This is a genomic window from Streptomyces mashuensis, assembly GCF_014654785.1.
GTDB classification, from domain to species: Bacteria; Actinomycetota; Actinomycetes; order Streptomycetales; family Streptomycetaceae; genus Streptomyces; species Streptomyces mashuensis.
The window spans coordinates 356,884-380,179 of sequence record NZ_BNBD01000006.1 but is presented as its reverse complement, the minus strand read 5'-3'; the positions used below and the strand labels follow the sequence as shown (position 1 = coordinate 380,179).

20 protein-coding genes are annotated in these 23,296 nt (G+C 71.1%); 5 read left to right on the top strand and 15 right to left on the bottom strand.

The features are described 5' to 3' along the window. Positions 1 to 921, bottom strand: coding sequence for a 1-aminocyclopropane-1-carboxylate deaminase/D-cysteine desulfhydrase (locus IE305_RS18135; RefSeq protein ID WP_190130650.1), 921 nt, complete (start codon positions 919 to 921; stop codon positions 1 to 3). A gap of 68 nt (positions 922 to 989) precedes the next feature. Here IE305_RS18135 and IE305_RS18130 point away from each other — a divergent pair, with 68 nt between their 5' ends. Continuing rightward, positions 990 to 1,901, top strand: a complete 912-nt coding sequence (locus IE305_RS18130) for a glutaminase (protein ID WP_190130717.1) — start codon at positions 990 to 992, stop codon at positions 1,899 to 1,901. A 38-nt stretch (positions 1,902 to 1,939) separates the two neighbouring features. Here the strand turns inward: IE305_RS18130 and IE305_RS18125 are convergent, their stop codons facing one another. Further along, a complete protein-coding gene (locus tag IE305_RS18125) occupies positions 1,940 to 2,878 on the bottom strand; it encodes a beta-ketoacyl-ACP synthase III (protein ID WP_190130649.1) in 939 nt (312 codons plus the stop codon). Positions 2,879 to 3,080: 202 nt separating this feature from the next. After that, complete coding sequence (locus IE305_RS18120) at positions 3,081 to 4,451, bottom strand: alkaline phosphatase (protein WP_190130648.1); 1,371 nt, start codon at positions 4,449 to 4,451, stop codon at positions 3,081 to 3,083. A gap of 237 nt (positions 4,452 to 4,688) precedes the next feature. On the opposite strand from IE305_RS18120, the gene IE305_RS18115 reads away from it, so the two are divergent. Both IE305_RS18115 and IE305_RS18110 read left to right on the top strand, forming a co-directional pair. Next, entirely contained in the window at positions 4,689 to 6,152 is a 1,464-nt protein-coding gene (locus IE305_RS18115; RefSeq protein WP_190130647.1) for an LCP family protein, read from the top strand. Positions 6,153 to 6,256: 104 nt separating this feature from the next. Further along, positions 6,257 to 7,660 carry a hypothetical protein gene (locus IE305_RS18110; protein WP_190130646.1) on the top strand — a complete coding sequence of 468 codons (1,404 nt, stop codon included), beginning with the start codon at positions 6,257 to 6,259 and terminating at the stop codon, positions 7,658 to 7,660. A 6-nt stretch (positions 7,661 to 7,666) separates the two neighbouring features. Here IE305_RS18110 and IE305_RS18105 read toward each other — a convergent pair whose 3' ends face one another. Then, a complete protein-coding gene (locus tag IE305_RS18105) occupies positions 7,667 to 8,011 on the bottom strand; it encodes an ArsR/SmtB family transcription factor (protein ID WP_229891150.1) in 345 nt (114 codons plus the stop codon). Positions 8,012 to 8,227: 216 nt separating this feature from the next. Between IE305_RS18105 and IE305_RS18100 the strand changes: the two genes are divergently transcribed. Continuing rightward, positions 8,228 to 8,491, top strand: a complete 264-nt coding sequence (locus tag IE305_RS18100) for a GlsB/YeaQ/YmgE family stress response membrane protein (protein ID WP_190130644.1) — start codon at positions 8,228 to 8,230, stop codon at positions 8,489 to 8,491. 10 nt (positions 8,492 to 8,501) lie between these two features. On the opposite strand, the gene IE305_RS18095 is transcribed toward IE305_RS18100, so the two are convergent. The 9 genes from IE305_RS18095 to IE305_RS18055 form a co-directional block, all read right to left on the bottom strand. Further along, entirely contained in the window at positions 8,502 to 9,158 is a 657-nt protein-coding gene (locus IE305_RS18095; RefSeq protein WP_190130643.1) for an HAD family acid phosphatase, read from the bottom strand. Positions 9,159 to 9,204: 46 nt separating this feature from the next. Beyond that, positions 9,205 to 9,897 carry a VC0807 family protein gene (locus tag IE305_RS18090; RefSeq protein ID WP_190130642.1) on the bottom strand — a complete coding sequence of 231 codons (693 nt, stop codon included), beginning with the start codon at positions 9,895 to 9,897 and terminating at the stop codon, positions 9,205 to 9,207. A 524-nt stretch (positions 9,898 to 10,421) separates the two neighbouring features. Continuing rightward, positions 10,422 to 14,618 carry a tetratricopeptide repeat protein gene (locus tag IE305_RS18085; RefSeq protein ID WP_190130641.1) on the bottom strand — a complete coding sequence of 1,399 codons (4,197 nt, stop codon included), beginning with the start codon at positions 14,616 to 14,618 and terminating at the stop codon, positions 10,422 to 10,424. Beyond that, positions 14,619 to 15,023, bottom strand: coding sequence for a hypothetical protein (locus IE305_RS18080; protein ID WP_086567940.1), 405 nt, complete (start codon positions 15,021 to 15,023; stop codon positions 14,619 to 14,621). A 272-nt stretch (positions 15,024 to 15,295) separates the two neighbouring features. After that, positions 15,296 to 16,330, bottom strand: coding sequence for a protein-L-isoaspartate O-methyltransferase family protein (locus IE305_RS18075; RefSeq protein ID WP_190130640.1), 1,035 nt, complete (start codon positions 16,328 to 16,330; stop codon positions 15,296 to 15,298). 102 nt (positions 16,331 to 16,432) lie between these two features. Beyond that, positions 16,433 to 16,846, bottom strand: coding sequence for a lasso peptide biosynthesis B2 protein (locus tag IE305_RS18070; protein WP_228774541.1), 414 nt, complete (start codon positions 16,844 to 16,846; stop codon positions 16,433 to 16,435). Between the two features lie 5 nt (positions 16,847 to 16,851). Beyond that, positions 16,852 to 17,139, bottom strand: a complete 288-nt coding sequence (locus IE305_RS18065; protein ID WP_190130639.1) for a PqqD family peptide modification chaperone — start codon at positions 17,137 to 17,139, stop codon at positions 16,852 to 16,854. Continuing rightward, positions 17,123 to 18,949 (bottom strand): albusnodin/ikarugamycin family macrolactam cyclase, encoded by a 1,827-nt coding sequence (locus IE305_RS18060; RefSeq protein ID WP_190130638.1) that lies wholly within the window; start codon positions 18,947 to 18,949, stop codon positions 17,123 to 17,125. The genes IE305_RS18065 and IE305_RS18060 overlap by 17 nt, the downstream gene beginning before the upstream one ends. Positions 18,950 to 19,032: 83 nt before the next feature. Continuing rightward, entirely contained in the window at positions 19,033 to 19,173 is a 141-nt protein-coding gene (locus tag IE305_RS18055; protein ID WP_107431004.1) for a lasso RiPP family leader peptide-containing protein, read from the bottom strand. A gap of 164 nt (positions 19,174 to 19,337) precedes the next feature. Here IE305_RS18055 and IE305_RS18050 point away from each other — a divergent pair, with 164 nt between their 5' ends. Continuing rightward, entirely contained in the window at positions 19,338 to 20,744 is a 1,407-nt protein-coding gene (locus IE305_RS18050; protein WP_190130637.1) for a tetratricopeptide repeat protein, read from the top strand. Here the strand turns inward: IE305_RS18050 and IE305_RS18045 are convergent. Beyond that, positions 20,731 to 22,440 carry a relaxase/mobilization nuclease domain-containing protein gene (locus IE305_RS18045; protein ID WP_190130636.1) on the bottom strand — a complete coding sequence of 570 codons (1,710 nt, stop codon included), beginning with the start codon at positions 22,438 to 22,440 and terminating at the stop codon, positions 20,731 to 20,733. The genes IE305_RS18050 and IE305_RS18045 overlap by 14 nt on opposite strands. Continuing rightward, positions 22,430 to 23,017 carry a hypothetical protein gene (locus tag IE305_RS18040; protein WP_086567949.1) on the bottom strand — a complete coding sequence of 196 codons (588 nt, stop codon included), beginning with the start codon at positions 23,015 to 23,017 and terminating at the stop codon, positions 22,430 to 22,432. The genes IE305_RS18045 and IE305_RS18040 overlap by 11 nt, the downstream gene beginning before the upstream one ends. Positions 23,018 to 23,296: the final 279 nt, after the last annotated feature.

Genomic DNA, 23,296 nt, shown 5'->3' with positions numbered 1-23,296 from the left:
CTACGGCGTTCCCGTGATCACGGCCGCCACCGTCGTGCCCGGCGCGAACGCGCCCTCGCGCGCCAGCGTCGTCAGCCCGTGCAGCATCTTCGCGACGTACAGCCGTTCCAGCGCGATGCCGTGCCGTTCCTCGAAGCCGGCCGCGAACGCCTCCAGCTCCGGTGACGTCCGGGCGTAGCCGCCCGCGTGGAAGCGGTCGTCCAGGGCCCAGTGGCCGCGTGGCCCGCCGAACGCCTCCTGCTGGAGCCGTTCGACCTCCGCGCCCAGGAACCCGCCCTTCAGCACGGGGAAGCCGATCGCCCGCTGCCCGTCGTCGAGCCCCGCCGCGAGGCCCGCGAGGGTGCCGCCGGTGCCGCAGGCGACGCCCACCACGCCGGCGGCGCCGCGCAGCTCGCGGCCCAGCTCCGCGCAGCCGCGCGCCGCCTCGGCGTTGCTGCCGCCCTCGGGGACGACGTAGGCGTCGCCGTCCGGGTCCAGCCGGGCCAGTACGTCGGGGTCGGTCTTGCGCCGGTACGTGGCCCGGTCGACGAAGACGAGGCGCATGCCGTCGGCGGCGCAGCGGGCCAGGGAGGGGTTGAGCGGCTTGCCGGCCAGTTCGTCGCCCCGGACGACGCCCACCGTGGGCAGCCCGAGGAGGCGGCCGGCGGCGGCCGTGGCCCGCAGGTGGTTGGAGTAGGCGCCGCCGAAGGTGAGCAGCGTGCGGTGCCCGGCGGCGAGGGCGGCCCGCAGGTTGGGTTCCAGCTTGCGCCACTTGTTGCCCGGGATGTCGGGGTGTATCAGGTCGTCCCGTTTCAGCAGCAGCCGCAGCCCGCGCCGTGCGAAGTCCTCGTCCGCCACCTCGGTCAGCGGGGACGGCAGCTGCGGCCGCAGCTGCCGCCGCAGGGCCACGCCGGGGGGATTGTCGCTGGTCACGCCACCCATTTTGTACGCTGACCGGGCCGGTCAACGACGACGAGAGCAGAGCGGGCGCAGTGGACGTAGCGGACGTGGTGGACTACCAGGCGGTACTGGAAGAAGTGGCGGCCGCCGTGCAGCCGCTGGTCGGCCGGGGCCAGGTGGCCGATTACATTCCCGCCCTCGCCGAGGTGGACATCGCCCGCTTCGGGATGGCCGTCGCGGACATCGACGGCGGCGTGTACGGCGTGGGGGACTGGCAGCGGCCGTTCTCCGTGCAGTCGATCTCCAAGGCGTTCGGCCTGGCGCTGGTGCTGGCGGAGGGCGGCGACAAGATCTGGGATCGGGTGGGCACCGAGCCGTCCGGCAACCCGTTCAACTCGCTGGTGCAGCTGGAGTACGAGAACGGGATTCCCCGCAATCCGTTCATCAACGCCGGTGCGCTGGTCGTCACCGACCGGCTGCAGACGCTCACCGGCGACGCGAGCACCACGATGCTGGAGTTCCTGCGTGCCGAGAGCGGCAACCCGGACGTCTCCTTCGACGCGGCGGTGGCCAAGTCGGAGTCCGAGCACGGCGACCGCAATGCCGCCCTCGCCCACTTCATGGCCAGCTACGGCAACCTCGACAACCCGGTGCCGACGGTGCTGGAGCACTACTTCTGGCAGTGCGCCATCGAGATGAGCTGCCGCGACCTGGCTCTCGCCGCGGGCTTCCTGGCCCGGCACGGGCTGCGCGCCGACGGCAGCCGGCTGCTGCCGCGGCGCGAGGCCAAGCAGATCAACGCGGTAATGCTGACGTGCGGTACGTACGACGCGGCGGGCGACTTCGCGTACCGGGTGGGCCTGCCCGGCAAGTCGGGCGTGGGCGGCGGCATCGTCGCCGTGATACCGGGCCGCTGCACGCTGTGCGTGTGGAGCCCGGGCCTGGACGCGCGCGGCAACTCGGTGGCGGGCGTGGCCGCGCTGGACCACTTCACGACCCTGACGGGCTGGTCGGTGTTCTGACGGGTGGGGCGGGGGCGGCCCCGGTCACGTACCCGCCCCTACGGGCAGCGGATGACCTGCCCCGCGTACGACAGGTTGCCCCCGAAACCGAACAGCAGGATGGGCGCGCCCGAGGCCACCCGGCCGGAGGCCACCAGCTTCGACAGCGCCAGCGGGATGCTCGCCGCGGACGTGTTGCCCGACTCGGTCACGTCGTCCGCGACGATCGCGTTCACCGCGCCCAGCCGCCGCGCGACCGGCTCGATGATCCGCAGGTTGGCCTGGTGGAGCACCACCGCCGCCAGCTCCTCCGGCGCCACGCCCGCCCGCTCGCACACCCGCCGGGCGATCGGCGGCAGCTGCGTCGTGGCCCAGCGGTAGACCGTCTGGCCCTCCTGCGCGAACCGCGACGGCTCGCCCTCGATGCGGACCGCGTGCCCCATCTCGGGCACCGAGCCCCACAGCACGGGGCCGATGCCCGGCTCGTCCGAGGCGGTGACGACGGCGGCGCCCGCCCCGTCGCCGACGAGGACGCACGTCGTCCGGTCGGTCCAGTCCGCCACCGAGCTGAACTTCTCCACGCCGATCACCAGCGCGTGGCGGGCCGCGCCGGCCCGGATCGCGTGGTCGGCGGTGGCGAGGGCGTGGGTGAAGCCGGCGCACACCACGTTGACGTCCATGACGGCGGGCGAGCCGAGCCCCAGCTCGGCGGCGACCCGCGCGGCGGTGTTGGGGCTGCGGTCCACGGCGGTGCAGGTGGCCACCACCACGAGATCGATCTCGCCGGCGGCCAGGCCGCTGTCGGCCAGGGCCTTCGCCGCGGCCCGGGCGGCCATCGAGGCGACGGTCTCCTCCGGCCCGGCGATGCGGCGGGTACGGATGCCCACCCGGCTGCGGATCCACTCGTCGCTGGTGTCGACCATGGTCGCCAGCTCGTCGTTGGTGAGGACCCGGGAGGGCTGGTAGTGGCCGAGGGCCAGGACGCGGGACCCGGTCATCGGTGGTGCTACCTCCATGCGTGCGGTGCCGGTTCCTCAGTGTCGGCGGTGCACGGGCGGCAGGAGGTGCGGGTGGCGACAGTCTTCGGCCACGAATCCTGGCGCGACCTGACGATCAGCAGGTGGTACGGGGCCGGGGCCCGGCCGTCCCCCCTCTGGACGACCGGGCCCCGGGCCGGCCCAGGCCACGAACGGCCCAGCGTCAGCGCAGACCGAGCGCCGTACGGATCGTGGTGAACAGCTCCGTCTGGTCGGTGACGCCGAGCACCCGGTGCGCCAGGGGGCCCTGCGCGGCGATGCGCACCTCGGTGCCGGTGTGCTCCTGCGACTGGCCCGGCGTGTTGGTCGAGTAGTTGACCTTCAGCTGCTGCCCCTCGTTGGTGATCAGGGTCGAGGACAGGCCGGGCGGGTTGGCCTCCAGCGGCACGATCTGGCTGCTGTGGCCGTGGTCGGCGGTGGTGACGACCAGCGTGTCGGGGTGCTGGGCCGCGTACTGGCGGGCCACCTTCACGGCACGGTCGAACGCGGCGGTCTCGCCGATCTGGCCGCACGGGTCGGCGGCGTGGTCGCGCTTGTCGATGGAAGCGCCCTCGACCTGGAGGAAGAAACCGTTCTTCTTGGCCTTCGGGGTGTCCAGCAGGTCGAGCGCCCGGCGCGTCGACTCCTCCAGCGACGGCGTGCCGGCCTTCCGCTCGGGGTTGCTCGTCACGCAGCGCTGCGCCGCGGTGCCGCCGACGGCGGCGGCCTTGCCGGTCCACTCCACCGGCACGTTGCCGTCGGCGAACAGGCCGAGCACCGGCTTGCCGCTCTTGGCCGTGCGCAGGCCCTGCTGGTCGGTGACGACCTGGTAGCCGAGCTTGCGGGCCTGCTCGGTGACCGTCATGCCGCGGTACGGACCCTCGGTGATCTTCTGGTCGAAGCGCTGCCTGCCGCCGCCCATCAGGACGTCGACCTTGTGGTTGACGCTCTGCTCGGCGATCGAGCCGGGGCCGCCCTTGGCGATGGTGTCGTTCGGGCACGCCTTCATGTCGGCCGGGCCCTGGCAGCTGCGGTCGGTGGCGTGCGAGGCGAGCACGGCGGGGGTGGCGTCGGTCAGCTCGGCGGTGGTGATGCTGCCGGTGGCCAGGCCGTTCTTCTGGGCCAGCTCCAGGATGGTGGTCATCGGCCTGTCGGTGCCGGGCGTCTTCGATATGCGGCCGTTGACCGTCTTGTGGCCGGTGGCCCAGCCGGTGCCGCTGGCGGCGGAGTCGGTGACGTAGTCGGGCTTGCCGTTCTTGTCGACCGAGTACGTGGTGTACGCGCCGGTCATGGGGAACTTGTCCATGTTCAGCCGGCCGGCCGCGCCCACGGTGTAGTCCCGGGCCAGGGTGATCTCGGAGTCACCCATGCCGTCACCGATGAGCAGGATGACGTTCTTGGCCTTCTTGGGGGCGTGGCCCGCGGCGAGCGCCGCGACGTCCCGGCCGCCGTCGTCCTCCGACGCGGCGGCAGCGGCGGCGGGCACCGCCACCCCGGCGGCGAGGAGGGCGGCGGCGCCCCAGGCGAGGCGGCGTCGGTACGGACGAGAACCCATGGTCGATCCTTCCTGGCGGGGCCGGGACGAGGTGCCCGGACGGGGGAAGCTCACCAGGGGCGGGTGTACGGGAGGGGACGCCCAGGTGACTCCTGGGTCACCCGGGGTGGAACCGCCGTGGTGACGGCCCCTCAAGAAACAGTTGCCAATTTGCGCAAGTGGCCAACCAAACGGGGTAGCCGTCCGTCTAACCCGACGACGGGCGCGCGAGCGGGGGAGTGCAATGAGGGCACGCGGATGACGGGCGGCGGGCACGGAAGGCCCCGGCGGCGGACGCGCACGGCCGGGCTGGTCCTGCTGGCGCTCCTGGTGCTGCTGGTGGGCGGCGTGGGCTGGCTGTGGCTCAGACTCGACGGCAACATCAGCACGTTCGACGCCGACGGGCTGTCCAAGAACCGCCCCGGCGCCGGCGCCGCGGGCAGCAACGTCCTCGTCATCGGCTCCGACTCGCGGGCCGGCGACAACCGCCGGCTGGGCGGCGGCGAGGGCGACGTGGGCCGCTCCGACACCGCCTTCCTGCTGCACGTCCACGGGGACGGCCGGCACGCCGTCGCCGTGTCCATCCCGCGCGACACGCTCGTCGACATCCCGCCGTGCCGGCTGCCGGACGGCAGCTGGACCGCCGAGCGCCCGCACGCCATGTTCAACTCCGCCTTCACGGTGGGCGAGTCGCCGAAGGGCAACCCCGCGTGCACGCAGAACACCGTCGAACGGCTCACCGGGCTGCGCGTGGACCACACCGTCGTCGTCGACTTCGCCGGCTTCTCGGCCATGACCGAGGCGGTGGGCGGGGTCGAGGTGTGCTCGCCCACCGACGTCTACGAGGGCGACCTCAACCCCAACCGGGACGGGCGCGGCCAACTCCTCTTCCGCAAGGGGCTGCAGAAGGTCTCCGGGCAGCGGGCGCTGGACTACGTACGGGTGCGGCACGGCATCGGGGACGGCTCCGACATCGGGCGCATCCAGCGGCAGCAGGCGTTCCTGTCCGCCATGGTGAAGAAGGTCCGCGACCGGGGTCTCGGCCCCACCACGCTGCTGCCGCTGGCCGACGCGGCCACCAAGTCGCTGACGGTCGACCCGGGGCTGGGCTCGGCGGACCGGATGCTGTCGTTCGCCATGTCGCTGCGCGACATCGACCTGCACGAGCTGAAGTTCGTGACGCTGCCCTGGCGCTACGACGGCAACCGCGTGGCCGTCGTCCAGCCGGACGCCGACAACCTGTGGGCGATGCTGCGGGCGGACCGCACGGTGGACGGCAAGGAGGCGGGGAAGGGCGCGGGGAAGGGCGCCGGTGCGCCGTCGGCCGCCGCGGCTGCCGCGCGGGGTGCCCAGGTCGCCCTGGTCAACGGCACCGACGTCGACGGGCTCGCCGCCCGCGCCGCGGCGATGCTGAAGGGCCACGGCGTCACGGTCACCGGCACCTCCACGGCCTCCGCGCAGGACGAGCAGATCACGGTGGTGGACTTCGGGCCCGGCGAGGCCGCCCACGCGCGGGCCGTCGCCGAGCTCTTCCCCGGCGCGTACGTCCGGGGGACGGCCGACCGCGGGGTCACGGTCACGCTGGGCCGGGACTACGCGGCGACGGCGACGGCGTCTCCTTCCACGCCGGCTTCCTCCTCTCCCGGGACGCTGTCCTCCGGGGTCGGCAACGGCACCCGCTCGGCCGACGACGATCCGTGCGCCAACCTCTCCTACGGCTGAGGGGCAGGAAACGCACGGGAACCTTGATGCCTGTTTGATCCGTTTTTGTGGTAGGTGCTGAGAGAAGGGCGCACCCCGCCGCGCACGACCCGAGGAGCGACGTCATGCCCGCCACCCCTGTTCCCCGGCCGCCGGCCGCGCCGGGAAGGAACCGGCTCGCCGCCCTGCCGGCCGCCCTCGCCCTGCTGCTCACCGCGGCCGCCCTGTTCCTCGGCGCCGGGCCGGCGGCCGCCGCCGGCACCACCGCCTCCACCGGCCTGGACACGGTGGCGGCGGCCCTGCGCAAGCAGCCGGTCTACGTCGACCCGTCCGTGGCCGGGCAGCTGCCGGCCGCCGACGCCGACGCGCTGGCCCGGCGCATCAAGGACGCCGACCGGCCCCTCTTCGTCGCCGTCCTCCCCGACACGCCGGACTTCCCGCGGGCCACGCTCCTGCGCGACCTGCGCACCAAGGTCGGCATCGCCGGTGTGTACGCCGTCCACCTCGGCGACACCGGCTTCAACGCCGCGTCCGACCGCTCGGTGATGTCGCCCAACGCGGTGTCCAACCTCGTGGGGGCCGTCAAGCGGACGGGCGGCGGCACCAAGGCCGAGCTGAACAGCTTCGTCGACGAGGCCGCGCGGACCGCCCGGGGCCACGCCCCCGGCTCGTGGGGCGGCGGCAACCAGGGCGTCGGGGCCACCGGGCTGATCGTGGGTGGCGCGGTCGTCGTCGCGGGCGGTGCCGGCGCGTATGCGCTGTACCGGAGGAACAAGCGGCGCCGCGAGGAGCGCGAGCGGGCCGAGCTGGACGCCCTGCGCGTGGTCGTGGACGAGGACATCACCGCCTTCGGCGAGGAGCTCGACCGGCTGGACTTCTCCCCGTCCGAGGCGGGCGCCACCGACGAGATGCGCACCGACTACGCCCGCGGGCTGGACGCCTACGAGGACGCCAAGGCGAAGATGGCCGCCGCCAAGCGCCCCGAGGACGTCCGGGCCGTGACCGAGGCCCTGGACGAGGGCCGGTTCGCGCTGGCCACCCTGGCCGCGCGGCGCACGGGCGCGCCGCTGCCGCAGCGCCGCCCGCCGTGCTTCTTCGACCCCCGGCACGGGCCGTCGGTGCAGGACGTGGCGTGGGCGCCGCCCGGCGGCACGATGCGTACGGTCCCGGCGTGCGCGGCGGACGCGGCGCGGCTGGCGGAGGGCCAGGAGCCGCTGGTGCGGCAGGTCGACACGGCCGGCGGCCGGCAGCCGTACTGGAACGCGGGCCCGGCCTACGCGCCCTGGGCCGGCGGCTACTTCGGCGGCGGGCTGCTGCCGGGCCTGCTGGTCGGCACGGCGCTCGGCGGCCTGCTCAGCGGGCCGGCGTACGCGGCGCCCGGCGCCTTCGAGGGCGGCGGCGGCCCGGAGGGCGGCGAGTACACCGGCTCCGACTTCAACCCCGACGACTTCGGGGGCGGCGGCTGGGGCGACGGCGGCGGCTTCGGCGGCGACGGCGGCGGAGGCGGGTTCGGCGGGGGCGACTGGTAGGGGCTGCTACCTGGCGGCGGCCGAGCCGACCCGCAGCGGAAGGTCCCGGCGTTCGTTGAGCTGACCCACCATCAGCCGCACGACGGCCACCACCTGCGGGTCGTCCACCAGGTACACCACCCGGCGGCCCTCCCGCCGGGACCGCACCAGCCCGGCGAGCTTGAGCTTGGCCAGGTGCTGGCTGACCGCGGGCAGCGCCCCGCCCACCCGCTGGGCCAGGCCGCTGACGTCGCTCTCGCCCTGCGACAGCGCCCACACCAGGTGCAGCCGGGCGGGCGAGGCGAGCAGGCCGAACGCGGCGGCCGCCTCGGCCAGCACGTCGGACGAGGGGTCGGGCGAGGGGCCGGGCACGGGGTCGTACGGGCCGTCGCCGGACCGGCCGAGGGGCTCTCCGGCCCGTCCGAAGCTGCCGACGCCTGCCGCCACTGTCGCTCTCCCGTCCCCGTCGGGCGCCCGTGCGCCCGGGAGGCCCCAGTCTAGGGACCGCCGCCGGGACCCACGGCCGGACATGTACGTCCCCCGCCCTGGGCAGGTCTATCGACAGGAATCGGTCGCAAGGGGGAGGGCATGGAAATCTCAGGAATTATCAGCGCGATCGTGATCGGGGCGGTGATCGGCCTGCTGGGCCGGCTCGTGGTGCCGGGCCGCCAGCACGTCGGGGTGCTGGCGACCGTCCTCGTCGGCATCGTCGCGGCCTTCGTCGGCGCCCTGATCGGGCAGGCGCTGGGCCTCTACGACACCAAGGGCGTGGCCTGGCTGGTGTGGGTCATCCAGATCGGCCTGGCCGCGCTGGGCATCGTGGCCCTGGAACGCATGAAGGCCCGCGACTGACCGGTGCGCGTCAGGACAGCTTGCCGTCGTAGTCCGGCAGCTTGAACGTCCGCTCCGCGTGCCCGCCGGCCAGGTCGGTGGCGTGGTTCCCGATGTTGGCGACGATCGTGTGGCCGCGTGCCTCGATCTCCGCCCGCTTGGCGGCCTTGTACGTGCCCACCTCCTGGAAGAGGTCGGGCAGGTGACGCACGTACAGGCCGTCGACCGGGTAGCCGACGGTCCGCAGGTTCCACTCGGTGGGGGCGTCCAGGAGCCCGGGGCGGGCGGTGACGAAGAAGACGGCGACGCCGCGCTCGTGCGCGGCGCGGGCCAGGTCCAGGACGGGCCGGATGGCCGGGGTGGGCACGGCCGCCCAGTGGAAGTCGGTCTCCAGGGAGCTGTTGTCGATGTCGAGCACGATGGCCGGCTTGCGCCCGCCGGCCGGGGCGGCGCGCTCGGCGATCCAGGGGCCGGCCTCGTCGGTGACGGCGCGTACGTCCCGCAGCCAGGTGTCGTAGTCGACGCCCTTGAGCCCGGCGGGCCCGTGGGTGCGGGCGGCGGCCGGGGCGGCGGGGGCGGCCTCCGGGGCCTGCGCGTGGGCGGGCACGGCCCCGAGGAGGGCGAGGGCGACGGCGGCGGCGAGGGCGCCACCGGCCCGGCGCACCGTGATCGAGTCGGTCGAGGTCATGAGCGGCATGATCATGACCAGTCGTGGCGCGCGGGCAACGGCCGCCTTACGGCCGGGTGACCTCCTCGGCAACCATCTTCTCCATCGGGACGACCGCCAGCGCGCCACCCATGAACATCGCGACGAAGATCGCGGCGACCAGGATCACCGTGCCGAGCCACACCATGACGCCCACCGGCAGCAGGTAGACGCCCACGACCCGCAGCACCGCCTCGCCCAGCAGCGCCGTCCCCCACACCGCCGAGAACCGGCGCTCCGCACCGCGGAAGGCCGCGGACGTCGCGGACAGCCGCGCCCACGCGGCCTCCTTGACCGCGTCGCCCTTGGTGATCCAGGGCTTGAGGCCCTCCGTCATCAGCGGCCGGCCGGCCATCAGCGCCACCAGCACGCCCAGGCCCACCACGCCGCTGCCGGCGCTGTCCTTGGCGAGCATCATCCGGGCGTCGCCGGTGACCAGGCTCAGCAGCAGCCCGACGACCGTGGTGCCCAGGACGAGCGCGGCCAGCCCGTTGAGCCGGCGCTCGGTCACCGCCGACCACACCGTACGGCCGAGCGGCAGCACGCCGCTCCACGCCAGCGCCGCCATGTCGCTCATGCCGAAGCCGCTGTGCAGCGCGTAGTAGGCGCCCATCGGCAGCACCGCGTCCAGCAGCAGCGGCCGCAGGCTGCGGCGCAGCGCCTGCCGGTCCCGGGCCTTGTCCTCGGTGCCGGCGGGCGCCTGGGGCGTCAGGGTCTGCATGGTGGGTTCCTCCGTCGTCCTGCTGCGTCGTCCTCGTGCTGCCGCTCCCTGCGGTGGTTACAGATTCGCTGGTCACAGGGGTGCGGCGGCAGTGTGGAGCGTCCATGGACGGGCATGACTTTTGTCAGGTGGCGGAGGTGACACGGCACATCGGGGCCGCCGCCGGGGGCCGGCGCGGACACGGGAACGCCCGCCCCCCGGCCGTGCCGGAGGGCGGGCGCAGACGCCGCGGAGGACGGAAGGTCAGGCCTTCTTCGTCTCCTAGTAACGGGCTGGGTCGGCGACCTGCGGCGATGGTCGCCGTAGGTCGCTGACCTGGCCTTTTGTTGATTGCTGGCGATGGGGTGCGACGGTCCTGATCGGGTGTCTTGCGGACTGTGTGCGGACTCCTGGGACAAGGCGCTGGCTACCGGGGGACCTTGTGGGCTCGCCCGGCAGAGCGCTGTCGGGGGGGGGGGGTGCTCCGCGGATATTCCAGAGCTCGATGCGGCCCACTTTCTGTGTGCGGCCGCTCCAAGCGGCAGCTACTTCAAAGGCCGATCACGTCCGCAGCAGTGCTTGAACTTGCGTCCGGTGCGCATCATGCACGGACAGGGGCGGTTCCTGCTGGGCCGCACCACGGTGAGCGGCACAGTGCCGCCGACCGCTTTTCCCAATGCCATGGCACGCACCAGGTAGGAGGGATCGTCGGCAGCCATCCCTTGTAGATTCCTGCCGACTACGACGATCAACGATCCCTCGACCGCTTTCCGATACCAGCGGGGGAGGAAATCGAGCGGCATGCGGTGAAGGAGTTGGCCGTCTGGGCCTGTGATCGAGAGGTTGTTGTCCTCGAGCCGAGCCTGAACACCACAACTGGCGTCAGGAACGTCACGCAGGTCCAGCGATTGACTTTCGTCCGCCTGGAGCAGGGTCTGCAGGTTGATGAATCCTGCCTTGATGTATCTGTCGAGTACGAGGTCTTCGAGCGGCCCGTCGCCGTACGAGCCCCACCCGCCGTAGCAGTCGGCGATGATCCCTGCTCTGTCTCCGCCGAACAGGATGCATTCCACTTCGAAGGCGACTTTCGGTTCCTTCGGTGCCGCACCCTTCAGCTGGATCACCTTGGAGGCTACGCAGTGGGGATGTGCCAGCCGCACCATCAGGCGGTCCATGCTCCGGTGGTTTAGCAGGAGCAGCTCGGCCTCCCCTGTCTCGTCGATTAAGAGATCGCATGCTGCACATGTCTGCCGGGAGTTCCCGAGATGGGCAGCGAGCCGTTCGATGTCGATTCCAGCCAATTCTTGTCGTACGGAATCCGAAACATTGATCTTCCTCCCATCAGCGATGGTGGCGGAATGGCTGGCCTCGCGGCTGGCTTTGACAACAGATCCGTCGCTAACAGCGCGGAGCCGCGTGCGTATGGCCTCCAGGACGCGATTATCGACTCGCTGATCAGTGCCCAACAGCTCGTCGAGCGTGGGCTCTCCGGCGTCGTCCGCTGCAGCGTCCAAATACACCTTTCTGAGCAGCAGGAGCGCCTCACCAGCGTCTGACCAGTTGCCGAGCCCCTGGTGGAGAGCGAAGGCTTCGCGTGCATGTGTGCGGGAGCGCTCAGTGTCACCGAGCGCTCCGTAGGAGCGAGCCAGGTTGAGTAAACAGGGCCCGCGTAGGGTGCTGTCATTGAGCTGTTCGATAAGGGTTGCGGCCTTACGGAACTCAGTGACCGCCTTCTCGTGATCAACGCAGCGCGCATGGTGCACGCCGGCGTTGAGATGCAGGGCGGCCTCAAGCGATCGCATCCCCAACTGCTCGGTTAGGGGCAGGAGCTTGGTGATGTCGGCAACCGCCTGCTCCTTCTCCTCGCCGTGAAGTCGGCACACTGCGGCCATGCTGCGGGCTGTGAGGAGGACATGGAGATCCTTCTGCTCCATAGCAAGCTCGGCGGCCTTGTCGTACTGATCGAGTGCTTCGGTCCACTCGTCGTTCCGGGCATGCACATTGGCCAGAGCCATCCTGCAATGCAGAATGGCTGGCTTCTCGCCAGCCCGCTCACACTGGTCGAGCGCCTTGATGATCGTGGTCATGGCTTCTCTATGGAGGCCCCGGCGCGAGTAGAGGACGGCGAGGGCACGGGACGCCTGAGCTCTGGTCGCGGGGGCCGCGTCGTTCGACACCACGGAGATCACCGACTCCAGAACCTGGGCGCCCTCTTGCCATCGGCCAGCGACGAGGAGTGCTTCCCCTAGCGCAGCCTTGACCTGGGCCAAGGCGTATTTCTCGTCGGTGCCCTCCAAGAGGCGAACCGCTTCCGTCAGATATGTGACGGCCTCACCGATCCGGCCCAGATGCCACAGGTACTCAGCGTTCTTCTGAAGGGTCTGAGCGAGAACGATGGGGTTCCCCAGGTGGTTTGCCATCTCCCGGGCATCGGCGAAGTAAGTTTCCGCTTCATCGAGATGCCCGATGCCTCCGTGGTAGGAGGCCAGGTAAGCCAGTGCCCGTGCTGCGTGCTTGTAGTCTCCGATCCCTGCGGCGAGATTTGCACATTCTCCGAGGAATTCGGCCGCCTGGTGAATATCGGCTTGCTCTGCGGCGTGGGTCCCAAGTCGGAACAGAGCCCGAACCTGTCCCTGGACGTCGCCTGTGTCCTGGTAGATAGCCAGCGCGGCCTCAAGCGGCTGAACGGGGGCTGAATCCGGCCGCTCCTCCAGGGGAGTCTCGGCGAGCTCCATCAGAGCCTTTGCCTCCCACTCCCGGCTCCCGACGGCTCGCGCCCGTTCGATGTCCAGCGAAGCTTCCTGGGCAGCTTCAGCTATTCGGCCCGTTCTGCGTAGCAGTGCGGCGAGCGCTCCACGGTTCCGGAAGTCCGTATGGCTGTCAGTACGGGACAAATTCCTGCTGCTGTGGAGGTACCGCTCCGCCCGGCGGAGCTGACCAATGGCCAAGTGGGCCTGGCCCAGTCTCCCCAGCGCCAGGGCGAGAACCTGGCTGTCCTTGATTGCCCGCCAGAACGGCAGCCCGCAGCGCAGGTACGGAATAGCATCACGGGCTCGCCCGAGGTTGATGAGTAGCGATCCCAGAGCGAGCTGCGCCATATGCATCTGGTACGGGTTGTCGGCCTCGTACGCAGTCTCGGCGCTGCGCTGAAATAGGTCGGCGGCGTGTTGTGTGTCCCCGAGATGACTGGCGAACAGGCCCAAGTTGTGCAGTGCCAATGCCGTCCACTCAGGATTATCGGACTGGGTACCGGCTTCAAGTACGCACTGATAGACACGATCCAGGTCGTTCCAGTGGCTGCCATGCCACAGTGAGGCGGTCAGGTCCGACGCGAGAAGGACGAGCGGTCCCCACATCTGGTGTTGCCGGGCCATCTCTGCCAGGGCAACGGCTCCTGGACGATCCGCGTTCAGTAGGCGCAGGGCATCCGAATTGCCCTGCGCCGGCACCTTGGCTTCTTTGTCTATGAAGCCAATTGACTCCGTCGCGGACCGCGCTCGAATGGCCAGCGCGAGGCAGGTCTGCCGGATTACGGTTTCCCTCCACTCTGCTGTGGCCGAGGCCGATTTGAGCCGGGCGAAACGGTGAAGAATCTCGTGGAATACAAACCGGTTCTCGTCGATCTGCTCGATGAGACTGAGTTCGAACAGCGAGTCCAGCAGTTCGGCCATGGCATCGACCTGGGCATCATCGAGCTCGGCCTCGGCCTCGGGCGCGGTGGCAGCGGCGACGATGTCCGGGGTAACGGACATGTGCGGCAGGATCCCGAGAGTGGTGAAGAGCTCTGCCTGCTCAGGGCCGAGTGCGGCAAAGCTTCGCTCGAGCACGGGCTCCAGCGCGGTCTGGCCAGCCCGCAGAGCTCGCACCCCCCGGTCAGGACTGGTGATGTCATCGAGGAACCGATCGACACTGACCCTAGGGCGGCGTGCGAGGTGAGCAGCTGCTACATGCAGTGCGAGGGGATGTCCTGCACATGCTGCGGCCAGGGAGGCTGCCTGCTCGTCGCTCAGCCGTGTGGGCCCGGCAACAGCCTTGACTAGTTCTTCGCTATGCCGGTCGGGCAATGGGCCCAGCTCGATGAAGTGAACCAGCCCGGTTAGCCCGCTGAGCTTTGCACGGCTGGTGCACACCAGCGCGAAGGGGCCGTCCATCTGGAGAACCTCGAGGAGCGATTCCTCCGAGACGATGTCATCGATGAGTAGCAGAACCTTGCTGCGGGACAGCGTCGCGCGCAGCACAGCAAGTTGTTGTGCACGGCCTTCGGGCAGTGGGCCCCCGTCGGGGCACAGCGTATGCAGCAGCGCCAACACCAGATCTGCAGGGGTCCCCTCGCTGGCTGATAGGGCGAGGTCGAGGTGGAACTGTCCGTCTGGGTAGGCGTCTGCGACGAGCCGAGACAGGCGCAGCGCGGCGGCGCTCTTCCCGATGCCCGGCGGTCCGGTCACTACTACTGCCGATGTGCCGCCACTATTCCGTTCCTCGAGTAGTCGACGACCCTCGGCGATTTCGGCCTCGCGTCCATACAGGGACCGCAATTCTCTGGGAAGACATGGAACTGTCTGACTGCCAGGCTCAGGACCGGCCGCCTCCAACTGCTCAGTGGCCTTTAACAGCAACGCCTTGGTTTTGGCGTCGACCATTTCAAAGTGGATGCCGCCGTAGTTGTCTCCGCCGATGAAGGCCCCGGGCCCATGATTGTGTTGTTCGCGGTGTGCTTCCTGTTCGGAGTCGGAATCCCCCACTTAGTCACCGCCGCCGTTGAAGGTAACGCCGCCGTGGTTGTCCCCGCCGATGAAGGTTCCGGATCCGTGGTTGTGTTGGGATCCGATGTTGATCGACCTCGTGCTAGTCGGCGCTGAAGAAGCCAGGGCCTCGATGTCTGCTCGGGCGTCGGGACAGGCGGCGAGGAATGCGGTCAGGAAGCCGGTCCACCGCGCAGTGATGTCTGCCTGATTGCCCGTGTGCTGTGCTAGCGCAGCGGCGTCCTCGTCCAATGTTCGCAGTGCGTTGGACTGCTGCTGCACGGTGCCGCGCCGGAAAATCGCAGAGAGCCGGGTGCGAAGTGCGTCGGCCCGCCCTTGGGCCAGGTAGGCGACGATGTTGCCGGCGGCGCCGGTCGCGACGGCTATGGCTGCTTCGTCGAGCATGCGGACGGCCTCCCGGGGTAAACGTGGTGCATCATTTTTGCCAGATCGATGGTCCCCTCTGGTTGGGGTCTACGTGCTGGTGTTCGGCCAATCTCTGGGCCTAGTAGCGGGGTTGGCTCAAATTCGACTGTCCGCATCGGGCTGGATGGCCGTTGCGGTGTCAGTGGCCTACTCGTCATGGGGGCGGCGGTGTCGGCCCGCGCCTTCTCATCTGCGGTGAGGAGGCGCGACCGCAGTTCTCTCTGACTGCCGAGGGTGTTCTGGGCTGGCTGCTATCGGCTGAGGCGGAGGTCCCAGCCGGGGACGTCGGTGTCCATGTCGGGCACGAGGGTGGGGGTGTAGGCGTCGAGGCCGGGACGTCCGGCGTTTTCCCAGGCGGCGAGCCAGCCCCGCAGCACGGTGAGGGAGCCGGAGTCGGCGGAGTCGGCGAGGATCGTGCCGTCCTCCTGGATCACGGCGACCGAGTGGCGGGTGGAGTGCCCGAGGCCGGGGACGTCTTCGGTCAGCTCGGTCATGGTCAGCCGTGTCCCCGTGGCGGCCAGCCACAGCCGCAGGCTGGACCAGTCGATGGCCTCGCCCTGGTACTGCTCGGTGTGGCCGGGGTCGAGGAGCCGGTCGAGGGTGGCGTGAGCGGCGGAGTTCTTCCAGTCGTCCTCGTCGCGCCAGGCGACAGAGATCCACGAGGTGGCCGGGACGCGGTTCTCCCAGTCCACCCACCGGGGCGGAACGGCGAAGGTGCTGCGGGGCGAGCTGGCGGTCTCGATGTAGGCGCCGGGAAAGACGCGCTCGACGTACGGGCGGCCGTCGGTGATGCGGATCGTTGCGCCGACCACGAGGTTCGGTACGGGGGCGATCGGGAGGGTGGCGACGATCAGGCCGCCGTCGTTGACCTGTTCCACCCACGCCTTCGGCAGCCGGGGCGGCGTGCACCAGGCCCCGAGCCGGTGGAACGGCGCCTTCTCGGGGAAGCCATCGGTGCCGTTGACCGCGTGGCAGCGGATGTTGCCGATGCCGCGGGCGTCGTGGATGTGGTTCGCCCAGCGGACGAGGAACGGGTCGATGTCGAGGGAGACGACTGATCCGGTCCGTCCGACCAGTTCGGCGAGCAGGCCGCCGGTCAGCCCGGAGCCGGTGCCGATCTCCAGGACGCGCATGCCTGGTTCGACGTCGAGGAAGGACAGGTCTCGTCGGACGAAGGTCGGGTTGGTGCGGTGGATGGTGGCGCCCCTCGCCTCGTTGTGGGTGTAGTGCCGCTCGGGGACTCTCGCGGCAGCCTGGGCGACGGCGGGGGCCTCGGTGGTGGTCATGGGGGTTGGCTCCTTGGGGGTGGGGACAGGACGCGTTCCTCAACGGGCGCTTGCATTTGGGGGACACGTGAATCGCCACGTTGACGCGGAGGGTTGACGGGTTCAGATCGTCAGGGCCACGTAGTGGTGCCATCCGGCCTCGGTGTACTCGCCGACCGGGCCGTCATCGGGGAGGGAGGCCCAGGCGTGGTACTCGGTGGGCGGTGGTGAGAAGCGCACCCCCAGGCACCAGTGGAGGCGGCGGCCGAGGAGGGCGGCGGCGAGCATGGCACCGAGACTGGTTTCCATGCAGGCAGCCCGGACGGGCCACAGGCGGCCGGTGTGCCGCACGGCGGCGACCAGGTCCTCGGCCCGTTCCCGGTCGAGGGGGCGGCGGCCGGCGCGTCGGGCCCACCGGGCGGCCCGGACAGTGTGCCGGAACGGCAGGGCCAGCAGGGCCAAGGCCAAGGCGAGCCCCATGGCGGCGGCGAGGCGGTCACGGAACCGTCCGGTGCGGGCGGTGGAGAACGACTCCATGGTGGTCACCGCCGCCACCCCCGTCGGCGGCGGGCCGCAGCCGTCCCCGCGATGCCCTGCGCGGCGAGCTCGTCGGACACCGCACGGACGTCGGCGGCGGCCTGGTGCCGGGGTAGTGCGTAGGCGGCGGCGTACTGCCCTGCGGCCTGGTCCTCATCGCCGCCGGCCAGCAGGAAGAGCACCGCCGCGGACGCGGTGGGCGTCAGGTAGGTCCAGCGGCCGGTGCGTTCGCTGAGGATCGCTCCGCCTTCGTTGGTCAGCACCGGGTGGGTTCCGTCACGCAGCTGCCACATGCCGCGTCTCCTCCCACCAGGTCACGGGCTGTTCGAGCTGCCGCAGCCACACCTCGGCGGCCACGGCCAGGTGCAGGGCGCCCTTCGCCAGCGGGAGCCGGGCCGCCGCCCGCGTGAGCATTGCCGCCACCGGTTCCTCGGTGATCAGCCCCATGGCGCCGAGCCTGGAGGAGGGGCCCAGCAGGCGGCGGAGGACCGTGGCGTGCTCGACGAGCCCGGCGTAGGAGACACCGCTGAAGCCGCCCTTGGTCCGCCGGTCCAGCACGAAGCCGGGCACGATGCCGCTGCCGGTGAATGCTTCGGTGAGCAGGGCCTTGAAGTGGCCGGGTGCCCCACGTTGCTCGGCCGGCACGGCGAGGCAGGCCCTGCGGACCTCGTTGTCGAGATACGGGGCCGCTATCTCGATGCCGTACTCGGACAGGGCCAGCTCCCGCCAGCCGTTGACGTCGGTCCCGACGCGGGCGAGGTCCTGCTCTTCCGACCAGGCCGCCAGGCTCACGGGCGCGTCGGTGAGCTGGTCGGCCGCGCTGGTGAGGGCGGCGGCGAGCTGGTGGCGGGCGTCGGTGGTCATCCAGTCGGCCGTGGCCAGCAGCGGCGAGAAGGCCGCCGGTCGCCAGTCCTGCGGCATCCACGGCCTCGGCCCGGTCTGGAGCTCGGCGGCTGTGCCCCGCCATTCGTCGGGGAGCGTGCTGCGGGCGGCTGCCCGGTGCTGGGCGAGGACAGCCCACACGGAGGTGTTCCGTAGCCGCGCGTGCCCCTGGGCGTGCTGCCAGGCCCGGCGGTGCTGGCGGCGCCGCAGCAGATCGGCGATGTAGACCGGCGGCGCGGACAACAGCCCGTCTCCGGCCGAGCCGGTGAAGTGCACCCCCGGCGCCTGGTGGTCCACGACAGTGCCGAGGACGGCCCGCTTGATGGTGGCGGTGACCGTGTAGGCATTCGGGGCGTCCGTCACCGGCAGGCCGGTGATGTCGTCCACGGCCGCGTAGTAGACCGTCTCCTTCTCGCCGGGGACCGAGTAGTGGCCGATGCCCGGGACAGCGGCGGCCGTGCGGGCCGCGTAGGAGAGGTCGTCGTCCTTCAGGCGGGCGTCGGCGAACGTCACGGCCGTCACTGCTTGGCGGCGGGCGGCCAGGCAGGCGAGCGTGGTGGAGTCCAGGCCCGCCAGATCACAGCTGACCGGGCGGCCGTCGAAGCGGGCTTCGACGGCCTCGGCGAGCGCCGCCCGCACCACCGGGGCCGCCTCCCGCAGGTCCGCCGGCTCGGCCTCGGCGGGCTCGTAGCGCACGAGGCGGGCCCCGTCTGGAGTGATCTCCAGCAGGTACCCGAAGGGGACACGGCGCACGCTGCGGAACAGGCTGTTCTCCGCGAGGACGTCGGGCTGGCCGAGGGCCAGGTGGGCGGCAAGCGCGACGGGATCGACCGGCGCCCCGTCCAGCCGGGCCAAGGCCGTGGCCGCTGTCGACCACCACGTCCCAACCGTCTCATGCCGGTAGAAGACCGGGTGCTGCCCGGACAGATCGCCGATCACCGCGAACACGGGGCCGCTGCGGGCGGCCACCAGGTACGAGCCCGGCCACCGCGTCAGCTCCCGCCACCGCCGATGCCGCACCAGCTCCAGGGCGCCTTCCAGCTGGTTCCCACTCGCCCCGCAGACCCCGACGACGGCCAGGGCGACTGCACCGTCTCCGGCCGTACGGACCTGGGCATGGGGCCACTCGACCGTCCAGACCTCGCCCAGCCCCGGCACCCGCCTCCCCGCCCGGGGCCGCCACACCGCCGGGCCGCCCTCCCAACCCGCACTCCACCGCATCACACACCCCTTCTCGAAGTTCGGCTGCGCAAAGGGCAAAGCCGGGTGCGGCGTGGGGGCCACACCCGGCTTCGCGGACCGGGTCAGCTGCCGCTGCCTGTGCCCGTCTTGTACTGGGTGTCGTCATCGGTGTCGAAGTTCTTGGTGCCGAGTGTCACCTTGGCGACGGAACCGGCGTCCAGAACCACCGGTGCGACGTAGGCCGGGGCCTTGGTCGTCTCCATGGTGTCCACCTCCTCTTCCTCTGCATCACCGTCCCGTGCACTCCCCTCGTGGGCGCACGCCAACGGGCCTTGCCACCCCCGTACCTGGATGGCCCCTCAAGGGCCGCCCCTCGCGGGTGCAACATCAGTGAACGGCTAGTCACCGTCCGTCGGGAGGGGGCAGGATGTGGGCCAGCGTGGGCCCTGCGTGGGCCCGTGTGGGCCCGGCCCGGGGCAGGAGGGGCACGGTGAGGACACTGACGCTCAGTGACAAGGAGCTGGCCGCACGCATCCGCCTGGCGTGCGAGGAACGCGGCTGGGGGCCGTCTCAGCTGGCCCGCCGACTGGGCATTCTCGAAGGACGCGGGCCCAAAGGGCTCGACCGCAAGTCCGCCTGGCGTTGGATGGAAGCCCAGCGGCGGCCGGAGTACTGGCTGCCGTACATCGATCGTCTTCTCGAACTGGGGTTAGACCAGGTCGGAGTGGCGGAATCAGATCACCCCGGCCCACAACCCGCAGATACCGTGGGATCACTCATCCAGTTGGGGGTGCGAGACGTGCAACGCCGGAGTTTCCTGGCCGCGACCAGCGGATACGCTCTCAGCGCGCTCGCGCTGCCCGACCTCGATGCCATCACCCGGCGCGTCCGGTCGGCCCCGGCCGGAGCCGTACGGGTCGGCAAGGGCGAAGTCGCCGCCGTCAAGCAGATGGTCCAGGCCCTCGGCGACGCCGCCGCCGAGCTCGGTGGCGGACACGCCCGTCACCTGGCCGTCCGGTACCTCACCGACGACGTCGCCCCCTGGCTGAACGGGAAGTACACCGAGGCCATCGGCCGCGAGCTGTTCGCCGCCACCTCCCAGCTCGTCCACCTCGCCGGCTGGATGGCCCAGGACGAAGGCAACGACCCCGAGCACCAGGGCCGGGCCCAGCAGTACTACGCGCACGCCTACCGCCTCGCCGCCGAAGCTCGCGACCCCGAGCTGGCCGCCACCGCCTTGCGCGGCTTGGCCGTTCAGACCATGGACCTCGGCCCCAAGCACCGTGCGGTCGCCCTGCGGCTGTCCGAGAAGTGCGTCGAGTACACCAAGGACATCACCGACCCCCGCGTGGTTGCCTACTACGAGATCACGCTCGCCGACGCCGCCGCCCTGGACGGCGACCGTCGGCTGGCCACCCGCTCCCTCACCACGTCCCAGACCGCCATCGAACGCGCGACGGGCGGGCCCGGCGAGTCGTGGGCCTCGCACTTCAGCCACGGCCGGTGGGCCTACACGGCCGGAATGATCCACGCCAAGATGGGCGACCTCGACGGTGCCGAGGAACACCTCCGCCAGGCCCTGGAGATCCACGGCCTCGACCGCCGCCGATCCCGCGCCAGCGTCCTCGGCCACCTCGGCGAGATCCACCTCCGCCAAGGCGACCTCGACGGCGCCCTCGCCACCTGGACCGAATTCCTCGACTGTGCGGAAGGTGTCCGCTCCGTGAAGGTCCTCGACGCCGCCCAGAACATGCAGGTCCGACTGGACCGGTACAAGGGCGTCGCCGAGGCCGAACAGCTACGACAGCGGGCCGCACACCTCACCGGCGGGTGACCGCTCGCCCGCCACCGTCGGGCCTTGTGTCCACCGTTGCGGTCGTGGATCGCGGCGGCACGGGGAACACGGGCGGTATGCCGCCGACAGCGCTTCGCCTGCGCGCCGCTTGTGCACGCCTGCTCGGCTGAGCGGTGATGCGCCAGATGAGGACCTCGGCAGGGTGCTCGGCACTGTCGAGTTCTCGTTGGGTGCCGACCTCGGCCAGGAGGCGCTGGGGGCTGTGGCCGGCAGTCTCGGCACGGGCGAGGGTTGTGGTCAGGGCACTCCAGGAAGGGTCGGCGAGGACGCGATCGGCGTGGCCGGGGAGCGCCGCGCGCAGGTCCTGCTCGAAGCAGCTGGCGGTTGTGGAGTGTGGGGCGCGGCGTGCGAGGTCCGCAAGGACGGGCGCGGCGGCTTGCTGATAGCCCGCTTGCAGGTGGCGGAAGGCTTCCTCGGCTGCTGCGGCCTGCTGCTCGTGGCCGTGTTGCTGATGCCACTGGGCGCCGGCGCGGGCCAGGCGCAAGGCAGCGAAGACCAGGGCGATGGCGAGTCCGCCGGGCTCGTGGGAGGCGTAGACGAGTTCTTTGGCGGCCTCTCGTAGGGCGTTGGCGGTCTGGTGGTCGGCACGAATCGTCGATCTGCGGGCGCGGTTGAACGCGATTGCTGCCGCCTGGAGTTCCGCTCGGTGGGGGCCGGAGGCGGCGCTGGCCATGTTGTACAGGACGTCGCCGAAGGCGGCCAAGTAGCCCTGGGCGGTGGTCTCGTCGCAGGATTCGAGGGCAGCGCGAGCTGTGTGCAGTGCGGTGGCGGTGTGACGCCATGGTTCGGCGGGGTCCGCTACATGCTGCGGGTGGTCGGTGGCTTCCTGCGCGGGGAAGCGTTCCCGGAGGCGGTTGATGGACAGGTCGGGGGCGAGTTTGGACCCGCCGTACCAGACAGGCTCGCCGGCCGCGTTGGTGTCGCCGGGAGCGGCCAGACTGTAGCCGATCACGTCGCCGGTCTCGGGGCCGAGGCGGGTCTTGACCTCGATGCCCAGGGACTGCAGCACGGTGAAGTAGTCACCTTCGGTATGTACGGCGGCGGCGACGGCGTATGCCTGCTCGCGCAGCCAATGCCGCGCCGTGACGGTCCGGCCTTGGCGCTCGGCCTTGGCGCGCTCGGCGCCGGTGGGCGTGGGCGGAGCGGTGAGGTCGCCGGACTTCAGGCGGCGCAGCCCGAACTCGGCTTCGATCTTGCGGCATTCCTGCTGGGCCCGCCAGCCGTCACGGTGGATGCGGGGGCGGCGGCCGTCGGCGCGGACGGTGGTGGCCATGATGTGAATGTGGTCGTCCGCGTGCCGCACCGCGATCCACCGGCACGCCTTCTCGTCTCCCTCGGGCGCGATTCCCGTGGCGGACACGACGCGACGGGCGACCTCGGCCCACTCGGCGTCGGTCAGGTAGCGGTCGCCGGGCGCGGTGCGTACCGGGCAGTGCCACACGTGCTGCTGGGGCTTCTTGCCGCCCAGTTCGCGGGTGCGCAGGTCGACGTGATGGTCCAGGCGCTTGGCGAGTTGGGTGTAGCCGGCCTCGGGGTCGCGTCCGGGATCGGGGGCGCCGGCCATGTCCCAGGCGGCGACGATGTGGGGGTCGGTGTGCTCGTCGCGCCGCCCGGGGCCGAAGAGGTAGACGATCAGGCCACGGGTGTCGGAGCCGGTGGAGACGTCAGGCACCATGCGCGACACGCTCCGCCACGAACTGGTCCATCAGCTGGTAGCTGTGCTGGACCGCCTGCTCGACATGGTCCAGGACGACGTGAGCGTGCTCGGGGACCGTGCCTCGGTGGATGGCTCCGACGATCTGGTTGAGGTTGCGGCCGACGCGGTTCAGCGCGACGGTGTGGGTCTCGATGGCCTCGATCACGGGACGGATGGGATCGTCTTCAGGGCTGCCGACGAGAGCCTTGCCGAGGGCAACGGCAAGGGCTGCGTCACCGACGAATCCGGCGAACTTCTGGCCACGCCGCTCAGCCTCCTTGGCGATGATGCGGACCGCGGTCGGAGTGAAGCGGATGTTCTTGACCTGGTCGCGCTTCTCGATGGTGCGCTTGCGGTTCATCAGCGCGGGCAGCACTGGGGCGTCGGACTCGCGCCAGGACGGCTGCTCAACGGGCAACTGTTCAACGGGCGGTGGGGCAGCGGCGGGCGGCGCGGAGTGTGAGGCGGCGGAGTCGGCAACGGACGCGGTGCTGGGATCGGGTATTCCCTCCCCAGGCTCGGGCGCCCCCTGGCGCCCGGCCGTCTCCTCCGCCACCCCTGGGGCCGGGGCAAGTGCGGACGAAGCCTCGTTAGAGGCTCGTCCGCTCCAGCTTGCTGCTGATCGTCGGGCCAGGCCGAACAGCCCCCTGCGGCGGTGGGAGGGGGCGGTGTCGGTGCTGTTGTCGTGCATGGTGCTCCGGGTGTGGGCAGGGCTTTGTCGCGTCCGTCGCATCCGTCGCGTGGCTGGTCAGGGCAGGTACGGACTTGGCCGCGGGTACGGAGTGATCCGTCTTGGCAAGGGAGTCCGTCCCCGCGCTGACCTGCGCGGGGACGG